Genomic DNA, 9,539 nt, shown 5'->3' with positions numbered 1-9,539 from the left:
GTCATCCACATGCGACAGGTCCGGCGTCAGCCGATCACGCGTGGCCGACGGCTCCAGAATCATCTGGGCGCAAAGATGCACAACGCGGTCCGACGGGCCGAGCACCGAGGCGCCGAACGGCTGCACCACGAATTTCAGGATCGCCGCAACAAAGCGGTTCGGCAGATTGGCGAGGATTTCGGCGAAGCGGTTCTCGATGGTCTTGAAGCCCGTGGCCATGCACCATTCGAGCGCCGGCAGATCGTCCTGCTGGCGGCCTTCATCCTCCCAGCGTTTTAGCGCGGCCGAGAGAAGATAGAGCTCGGAGAGAATATCGCCGAAGCGCGCCGACAGCATCTCCTTGCGCTTCAACGCGCCGCCAAGCGTCAGCAGCGCCATATCGGCGCAGAGCGCGAAAGCCGACGAATAGCGCGACAGCTGGCGATAGAACTGCGTGGCAGCGCCGGCATCGGGCGCCGGAGCGAAGACGCCACCGGTCCAGCTGCGGCCCCATGCGCGGAACAGCGTGGTGACGCTGTGGCCGACATGCTTCCAGAACGCCGTATCGAAAGCGTCGAGGCCCTTCTTCTTGTCGGGATCGCCGAGCGCCGTCATTTCCTGCAGCAGATAGGGATGCGCGCGGATCGCGCCCTGCCCGAACACGATCAGATTACGCGTCAGGATATTGGCGCCCTCCACCGTGATGCCCACCGGCACCGCGCGATAGAGATTGCCCATGTAATTCTGCGGGCCATCGATGACGGCCTTGCCGGCATGGATATCCATGGCATCATCGATGACGAGACGCATGCGCTCGGTGGCATGCAGCTTCATGATGCCGGAAATGACCGCGGGATGATGGCCCTGATTGAGCGCTGCGGATGTCAACCGGCGCGCGGCATCGAGCAGATAGGCGGTGCCGGCGATGCGGGCGAGCGGCTCCTCGATGCCCTCGAATTTTGAGATCGAGATGTTGAACTGCTCGCGGATGCGCGCATAGGCACCGGTGGTGCGCGCGGCATAAGCGGCGCCAGCAGCCGAGAGCGATGGCAGCGAGATGCCACGGCCGGCGGCAAGCGCCGACATCAGCATCTTCCAGCCCTGCCCGAGGCGCTCCTGACCACCGATGATGTAGTCGAGCGGGATGAAGACATCACGACCCCAGTTCGGGCCGTTCTGAAACACCTGCATCGACGGCAGATGGCGCTTGCCGATCTCGACGCCCGGAAGATCGTGCGGGATCAGCGCAACCGTAATGCCGAGTTCATCCTGATCGCCGACAAGATGATCGGGGTCATAGGCCTTGAAGGCGAGGCCGATCAGCGTCGCGACGGGTCCGAGCGTGATGTAGCGCTTGTGCCAGTTGAGGCGCAGGCCGAGTACTTCTTGGCCGTCAAAGGTGCCCTTGCAGATAATGCCGGTATCGATCATCGAGGCGGCGTCGGAGCCGGCTTCGGGGCTGGTGAGACCGAAACAGGGAATATCGCGGCCATCGGCCAGGCGCGGCAGCCAGCGCTGGCGCTGTTCGTCCGTGCCGAACTTCATCAGCAATTCGCCGGGGCCCAATGAATTGGGCACCATCACGGTGACGGCAGCCACAACCGAGCGCGACGAAATCTTGCGCACCACCTCGGAATGGGCAAACGGCGAGAAGCCGAGGCCGCCATATTCCTTCGGGATGATCATGCCGAAGAATTTTTCGCGCTTGATGAAGTCCCAGACCTCCGGCGGCAGGTCGCGTAATTCCCAATTGATCTTCCAGTCGTCGATCATCTCGCACAAGCGATCCACCGGACCACTCATGAACGCCTGCTCTTCCGCAGTCAGCGTCGCCGGCGCCACCTTGAGCAGCTTGGCCCAATCGGGATTGCCGGTGAACAGGTCCGCATCCCACCAGACATCGCCCGCTTCCAGCGCCTCGCGCTCGGTGTCCGACATGGTCGGCAGCACGCCCTTGGCCCAGCCGAAGATCGGCTTGGTGAGATAATCCTTGCGCAGGCTGGGTGAGCTCATGGGGGAATTCCTCTCGGTCGGCGCGGCCTTGCTTCCGGGCGGAAGCTGATCGCTCAAGGGCATTCGCTCTAGCGGGACGATGTTGGTTTCAGCTTAGCTTTCGCATTGAAATTTAAGCGAAATTGGTCAGCATTGAGCCATCGATAACGGCAACGATACCGCATCGGTTCCATCCTAGCGATGAAGGGGCGCGTGGCAGGAGGTCGCGCGGCGGGCTGACCGTGCAGCCTGCCACGACGCTCGCTGTCGTCCCGGCGGACGCCGGGACCCATAGACACCATCAGCGTGGCTGCAAGCTCAGGTCACAACGACGGCGTTTTCATCACGTCGTCGGAGGGTATGGGTCCCGGCGTCCGCCGGGACGACACCGAGTGTCAATCCGGCCGGGTCATCTCGAACATGTCTTCGTGCTTGACCGTGAAATAATCGCCCTTGCGGCCGGCACGGACGATGGGGCTGGCCAGCGCGGTGCGATAGACGCCGTCCACGATCAGGCTCTTGTCGATATGCACGGCCACCACCTCTCCCATGGTGAGGAAGGCATTGGCCGACTGGCCATCGGCGCGCTTCAGCTCGATGATCTCGGTGACCTTGCATTCGAAGGCGACGCGGGCCTCGCCGACACGGGGGACATTGACCAGCGTGCTCGGCACCTTGGTCAGGCCGGCGACCTCGAATTCATCGACGTCGCGGCCGACATGGGCGGCGGTGGCATTCATATGCTGGGCGAGATCGATGGTGGCGAGATTCCAGACGAATTCGCCGGTCTCCTGCGCGTTCCGGGTGGAGTGCTTGATGCCGATGCTGGAGAAACCGATCAGCGGCGGCGTGTAATTGAAGCCGTTGAAGAAGCTGTAGGGCGCGAGATTGACGCTGCCATCCTTGCCGCGGGTCGACACCCAGCCGATCGGCCGCGGTGCGATGATGGCGTTGAAGGGATCGTGCTTCAGGCCATGTCCGTTACGGGGCTCGTAGCTGTGGAGATCGAAAGCGCTCACGGGATATCCCTTCAATGATCAGCACTTCGACCTCTAGCTCCGCGGCGCCAGCCCGGCAAGGACGAAGTCGATCATCTGGTCGATGGTCGGGCCGGGCTTCTGGGTGGCCTCGACGATCATCTGCGGATGGAAATAGCGGATCATCGCGGTGCAGACGCACAGGGCCGCAAGGGGCACATCCGGAGCATGAAACTCCCCTTTGGCTGCCCCCTCGGCAATCACCTCGCCGATGAGGACATTGATGTGGTCGATATGCGCGACGCAGACGTCCCAGCTTTCCTCCATGGCGATGGCCACCATTTCGTGCAGCTTGGCGTCACCGACATAGCGCTCGGAATTCATCTGGTGAATGGTGACCAGCAGTTCGCGCAATCGTGCGTGCACCGGCTGCGGGCGGCTTGCGATCTCGCGCGCGGCAACCTCGACCTCCCCCATCAGGCGCTTGGCGACGGCCGAGATGATCGACTTCTTCGAATCGAAGAAGCGATAGACATTGGCCGGCGACATGCGAAGGACCTTCGCGATATCGGCGACGGTGGTCTTCTGATAGCCCAGTTCACGGAACAGCTTTTCAGCCGTCACCAGGATCCGGGTACGCATGTCATCGGTTTCGACGTGATCGGACACAAGCGTCATCTTGATCAAGCTATCTTCTTATTCGGCCGCAGCGGCAAGCGGAAAGGCGAGCTGCTTGTCCTGATGTTGCGGCGCATGATGATCGACGTCCTCGCCGGGACCGCGTTCATCGAGGCTCTTCCTGAACCACAGCGCATAGAGGCCGGGCAGATAGAGCAGCGTGAGGAAGGTCGCGACGAACAACCCGCCCATGATGGTGACCGCCATTGGGCCCCAGAAAGCCGAGCGTGACAGCGGGATCATGGCGAGGATCGCCGCCAGCGCGGTGAGCACCACCGGGCGGGCACGGCGAACCGTGGCCTCGACAATCGCTTCCTTGCGCATCAGGCCGTGCCGCACATCGGTCTCGATCTGATCGACCAGAATGACGGCGTTGCGCATGATCATGCCGGCCAGCGCGATCAGGCCGAGCAGCGCCACGAAGCCGAACGGCATGCGCGAGACATTCAGCGCCAGCGACGCTCCGATGATGCCGAGCGGTGCCGTCAGGAACACCAGGATGAGTCGTGAGAAGCTTTGCAGCTGGATCATCAGCAGCGTCAGCATCACGATCATCATCAGCGGAAAGAGCAGCGCAATCGAGGCATTGCCCTTGTTGCTCTCCTCCACCGCGCCGCCGATCTCGATGCGATAGGCCGGCTCCAGGCTGTCGCGGATCGACTGCAGCTGCGGCCAGATCTGGTTGGTCACATCCGGCGGCTGCACGCCATCGACAACGTCGCTGCGCACGGTGATCGCCATGTCGCGGTTACGCCGCCACAGGATCGGCTCCTCATGCGAATATTCGATATTCGCCACCTGGGTCAGCGGCACCGCGACGCCATTGCGCGCGATGATGGTGAGATCGCCGACCTTGCCGAGATCGAGACGCTCGGACGGCACCGCGCGGGCGACGACGCCGACCTTCTCGATGCCATCGCGGATGGTCGTCACCGTCGTGCCGGAGATCAGCAACGCGAGCGACTGCGAGACATCCTGCGGCGTCAGGCCAAGCGCACGGGCGCGGTCCTGATCGACGACGAGCTTGAGGTAAGGCGACTGCTCGTTCCAGTCGAGCTGCGCTTCCGTGATGTTCGGATTGGCGCGCATGACGTCGCGCACCTTGTAGGCGATGTCGCGCACCTTGGCCGTGTCCGGACCGACGACGCGGAACTGGACGGGGAAGCCGACCGGCGGGCCGAAATTGAAGCGATCGACACGCACGCGGGCTTCGCTGAGCTGGCCATTCGCGACCGCCTTCTCGATCTTCGCCTTGATGCGCTCGCGCGCCTCGACATTCTTCGACACGATCACGATTTCGGCGAAGGCTTCATTCGGCAGCTGCGGATTGAGGCCGAGCCAGAAGCGCGGCGAGCCGCGGCCGACATAGGAGGTGTAGGTCGCGATGTCCTTGTCGTCCTTGAGCAGCGTCTCCGCCTGCTCGACCGACTTCTTGGTCACGTCGAATGCGGTGCCTTCCGGCAGACGCAGCTGGAAGAACAGCTCAGGCCGCTCCGACAGCGGGAAGAACTGCTGCTGCACCGAACCGAAACCGACCACCGAAGCAAAGAAGATACCGACGGTGGCGACCACCACCTTGATGCGGTGATTGACGCACCACTGCACCACGCTGCGGAGGATGCGATAGATGCGCGTTTCATAGATTGCGTGCGGATCCTGATGCGCGGCACCATGCGCCGCCATGTTCGGCAGCAGCTTGACGCCGATATAGGGCGTGAAGATCACGGCGACAAACCACGACGCCACCAGCGCAATGGCGACGACCCAGAAGATGCTGCCGGCATATTCGCCGACCGCCGAATTGGCGAAGCCGATCGGCAGGAAGCCGGCGGCCGTCACCAGCGTGCCGGTGAGCATCGGGAATGCCGTGGATTCCCAGGCGAAAGACGCCGCGCGCACCCGGTCCCACCCCTGCTCCATCTTCACGACCATCATCTCAACCGCGATGATGGCGTCATCAACGAGCAGGCCGAGGGAGATGATCAGCGCGCCGAGCGAGATGCGGTGCAGGTCGAGCGAGATGGCATTCATCACCATGAAGACGATGCCGAGCACCAGCGGTACCGACAGCGCCACGACGATGCCGGTGCGCCAGCCGAGCGCGAGAAAACTCACGAACAGCACGATGGCCAGCGCCTCGACGAAGGAGCGCGTGAATTCACCGACGGCTTCCTCGACCACATGCGGCTGATCGGCGATCTGCTCGATCTCGATGCCCTGCGGCACGGCCCGCATGAAATCGGCGGCCGCCTTCTTCACGTTTTCGCCGAGCTCAAGAATGTTGGCGCCCTTGGCGGTGACGACGCCGATGCCGAGCGCCGGCTTGCCCTTCTGCTGGATCTTGAAATCCGGCGGATCGACAAAGCCGTGGCTGACTTCGGCGATATCGCCGAGGCGAAAGGTGCGGCCGTTGCTTTCCACCGGCGTGGAGGCCACCGCCTGCACGCCATCGAGCGCGCCGGTGACACGCAGCGGCACGCGCTGCGAATTGGTCTCGACGGTGCCGGCCGGCGTGATGGCGTTCTGCTTCGCGAGCGAGTCGAACAGCGCCTGCGGGGTGATACCCAGAGTCGCCAGCTTGGCGTGGGAGAACTCGACGAAGATGCGCTCGTCCTGGGTGCCGTACAGATTGACCTTGGTGACGCCATCGACCTTGAGCAGGCGCTGGCGCAGACCTTCGGCCACCTTCTTCATCTGCGCATAGTCGGCGCCGTCGCCGGTCATCATGTAGAGGATGGAGTCGACGTCGCTGAATTCGTCATTGACGGTCGGGCCGATCAGGCCCGAGGGCAAGCTGCCCTGCGCATCCGCCAGTTTCTTGCGCAGGAGATAGAAGAGATACGGCACATCCTTCGGCGGCGCGTTGTCCTTGAACGAGACCTGCAACGCGGTGAAGGACGGCTTTGAATAGGTCTGCACCTTGTCGAAATAGGGCAGCTCCTGCATCTTCTTTTCGATGGGATCGGCGACCTGCTCCTGCATCTCCTTGGCCGTCGCGCCGGGCCAGATCGCCGTGACGTTCACCACTTTCACGGTGAAGAACGGATCCTCGGCGCGGCCGAGCTTTTCGTAGGAGAAGAAGCCGGCAAAGCCCAGCGCGATGATCATGAACAGGATCAGGGTGGGATGTGCGACGGCCCAGGCCGAGAGGTTGAAGCGATGCATCGGCTTCGTCCTTGATGCTTGCTTTTAAAACGACAGAGCGGAGACGACGCGCACCTTCTGCGCGGGATCGAGCTTCTGCACGCCGAGCGTGACCACCTTGGCGCCATCATCGACGCCCCCGGTGATGATCACATCGGTGCTTTCATAGGTCTTCACCTTCACCGGCCGCAGCGTGATCTCGCCGGCATCGTTGACGGTGTAGAGCGAGGACTGGTTGCCCTGGCTGAACAGCGCCGAGAGCGGGACGCGAGCGATGCGCTCGGTCTTGGGATCGGAGAGGGTCAGCGTCGCCGTCATGCCGAGCACGACCTTGTCGTCGGCATCGGGCAGCGAGAATTTTGCCAGATAGGTGCGCGTCGCCGCATCGGCATTCGGCGCGATCTCGCGCAGCTTTGCCTGATAGGTCTTGCCGGGGCCCGACCACAGGCTGACGGTGGCAAGCCCATCCTTGGCGCGGCCGACCAGCGTTTCGGGGATCGCGACCACGGCCTCCTTCTCGGCAAAGCGCGCCACGCGGATGGCGGCCTGGCCAGCAGAGACGACCTGACCGGGATCGATCAGCGTCGCGGTGACAACGCCGGCAGTATCGGAGTGGAGCGTCGCGTAAGAGAGACTGTTCTTGGTGAGCTCGACCTGGCGCTCGGCGCGGTTGAGGCGGGCACGGGCTTCATCACCGGACGCCTTGGCCTGATCGAGCTGCGCCTGGGTCGCCCAGCCCTTGCTCTTCAATTCATTGGCGCGCCCTTCGGCGGCACTGGCCTGGGCCAGCACGCCGGTGGCGGCACTGAGCTCGGCCGCGGCCTGCTCGGCCTGAAGCCTCAGATCGATCTCGTCGAGCGTGCCGAGCGGCTGGCCGACCTGCACGGTCTGCCCGACTTCGACGAGCCGCTTGGCGACCTTGCCGGCCACGCGGAAGCCGATATCCGTCTCGATGCGCGGGCGGATGGTGCCAACGAAACTGCGCGACGGCGATTCCGGGGCGTATTGCACGGTGGTGACGAGAACCGGCCGTGCCGGCTTCGCTTCCGCCTCCTCCTTCTTTCCGCATCCGGCGAGGCCGATGGCGGGAACCAGAAGCAGCGCAGCAATGGCGGGTTTGCGGAGAGTGTCGAACAGGGGACCGCGGGACATGGCCGGATTTCCTTCGTGAGGCTTCCGGTAAACTAAGACTGACCACTGACGATTGTCAATATTCGTCACTAATCACGAAACCGCCATCATTTTTGAAGGATCGCGCAATGGAAAAAAGCGCCGGAGCATGGCTCCGGCGCTTTTGGCGTCTTGGGGTATGCCTTGCGGATTATTTGCCCGGCTGCGGCGCCTTGTCGGCCGAGGAGAATTCCGTTGCCGTGCCGTGATTGCCGGCGAGCACGAGAATGCCCGCGATCAGCGGCATGGCAGCCAGCACCAGCAGGCCGGTGGAGGTGCTGCCGGTGGCTGCCTTCACCCAGCCGATCAGATACGGCCCGCCGAAACCGGCGAGATTGCCGATGGAGTTGATCATGGCGATGGCGCCGGCGGCCGCGGCGCCGCTGAGCCACGCGGTCGGCAGCGTCCAGAACAGCGCGAAGGTGCAGAACACGCCGACGGCCGCCACGGTCAGCGCGATCAAGGTGATGGTCGGATTGCTCACCACGCCCGACACGGCCAGCGCGACGGCAATCAGCAGCAAGGGCAGGCCGACATGCCAGACGCGCTCACGCGTGCGATCGGAGTGGCGGGCCCACAGGATCATGGCGATCGAGCCGAAGGCATATGGGATCGCGGTGACGAATCCGGTCTGCACATTGGTGAAGCCGAACGCCTTCACGATCTGCGGCAGCCAGAACTGCATGCCGTAAAGGGCAGCGACAAAGCCGAAATAGATGACGCTGAGCGTCAGCACCTTTGGCGATGTCAGCGCCTGGCCGAGCGACATGCCATGGGCGCTTTCCTTGACGATGCGCTCGCTTTCGAGCTTGTCAGCCAGCCACATCTTCTGGTCCGGCGTCAGCCAGTCGGCCTTGGCCGGCTTGTCGGTGAGATAGAACCAGGTGACGATGCCGAGCAGCACCGAGGGAATGCCCTCGATGATGAACAGCCACTGCCAGCCCTTCAGGCCCATCATGCCGTCGAGGCCGAGTAGCATGCCCGAGATCGGCGCGCCGATGACGGTGGACACTGGCACGGCGATCGCGAAAGCCGCGAGGAAGCGGGCGCGATACTCGGCCGGATACCAATAGGTCAGATACAGGATGATGCCGGGGAAGAAGCCGGCTTCGGCAACGCCGAGCAGGAAGCGCAGCACATAGAAGCTGGTGGGGCCGCTGACGATGGCCATCAGCGCGGAAATGATGCCCCAACTCACCATGATGCGGGCGATCCAGCGGCTGGCGCCGAATTTTTCCAGCGCGATGTTGCTCGGGACCTCGAAGATGAAATAGCCGATGAAGAAAATGCCGGCGCCCCAGGCGAAGATGGTGGGCGAGAAATTCAGATCGGCATTCATGGTCAGCGCGGCGAAGCCGAGATTGACGCGATCGAGATAGGCCAGGAAATAAGCCAGGATCAGAAACGGGATCAGCCGCCAGGAGATGGCCCGGATGGTCGACGTTTCGAGACCGGACCTCGCGCTCGCTTCCGCGCGCGTGCCGATGGTGGTTTGGCTCATGTTTCACTCCCGTCAGTTTATTCTCGCGCGACCGGACGGCCGCGACTTGGCCGGGGTTTAGCGAAACTGTAGGGGTGCGGCACTATGTCAAACTCCGT

The 9,539-nt window shown here is 63.2% G+C and carries 6 protein-coding genes; all 6 read right to left on the bottom strand.

What is annotated here, in order from left to right:
• Positions 1-1,992 (bottom strand): acyl-CoA dehydrogenase (locus tag ACIQ17_RS26105; RefSeq protein ID WP_398472199.1); only part of this gene is annotated, 1,992 nt, incomplete at its 3' end.
• Positions 1,993-2,366: 374 nt separating this feature from the next.
• A complete protein-coding gene (locus ACIQ17_RS26100; protein WP_398472198.1) occupies positions 2,367-2,990 on the bottom strand; it encodes a flavin reductase family protein in 624 nt (207 codons plus the stop codon).
• Between the two features lie 33 nt (positions 2,991-3,023).
• Positions 3,024-3,626: a TetR/AcrR family transcriptional regulator gene (locus tag ACIQ17_RS26095; RefSeq protein ID WP_398472200.1), complete on the bottom strand. Its 603-nt coding sequence runs from the start codon at positions 3,624-3,626 to the stop codon at positions 3,024-3,026.
• 18 nt (positions 3,627-3,644) lie between these two features.
• Complete coding sequence (locus ACIQ17_RS26090) at positions 3,645-6,791, bottom strand: efflux RND transporter permease subunit (RefSeq protein WP_398472197.1); 3,147 nt, start codon at positions 6,789-6,791, stop codon at positions 3,645-3,647.
• Between the two features lie 24 nt (positions 6,792-6,815).
• The gene (locus ACIQ17_RS26085; RefSeq protein WP_398472196.1) at positions 6,816-7,922 is read right to left on the bottom strand and encodes an efflux RND transporter periplasmic adaptor subunit; all 1,107 of its coding nucleotides are present in this window, start codon (positions 7,920-7,922) and stop codon (positions 6,816-6,818) included.
• Between the two features lie 169 nt (positions 7,923-8,091).
• The gene (locus ACIQ17_RS26080; RefSeq protein ID WP_398472195.1) at positions 8,092-9,441 is read right to left on the bottom strand and encodes an MFS transporter; all 1,350 of its coding nucleotides are present in this window, start codon (positions 9,439-9,441) and stop codon (positions 8,092-8,094) included.
• Positions 9,442-9,539: the final 98 nt, after the last annotated feature.

It is taken from the genome of Tardiphaga sp., assembly GCF_044340795.1.
GTDB lineage: Bacteria > Pseudomonadota > Alphaproteobacteria > Rhizobiales > Xanthobacteraceae > Tardiphaga.
Note: the sequence above shows the minus strand (reverse complement) of the source record. Positions and strands in the feature narration are given on the sequence as shown.

Bases quoted from the DNA above. Each gene is read 5' to 3' on its own strand.
- ACIQ17_RS26095 (WP_398472200.1), bottom strand. From the start codon at position 3,626: ATGACGCTTGTGTCCGATCACGTCGAAACCGATGACATGCGTACCCGG.
- ACIQ17_RS26090 (WP_398472197.1), bottom strand. From the start codon at position 6,791: ATGCATCGCTTCAACCTCTCGGCCTGGGCCGTCGCACATCCCACCCTG.
- ACIQ17_RS26085 (WP_398472196.1), bottom strand. From the start codon at position 7,922: ATGTCCCGCGGTCCCCTGTTCGACACTCTCCGCAAACCCGCCATTGCT.
- ACIQ17_RS26080 (WP_398472195.1), bottom strand. From the start codon at position 9,441: ATGAGCCAAACCACCATCGGCACGCGCGCGGAAGCGAGCGCGAGGTCC.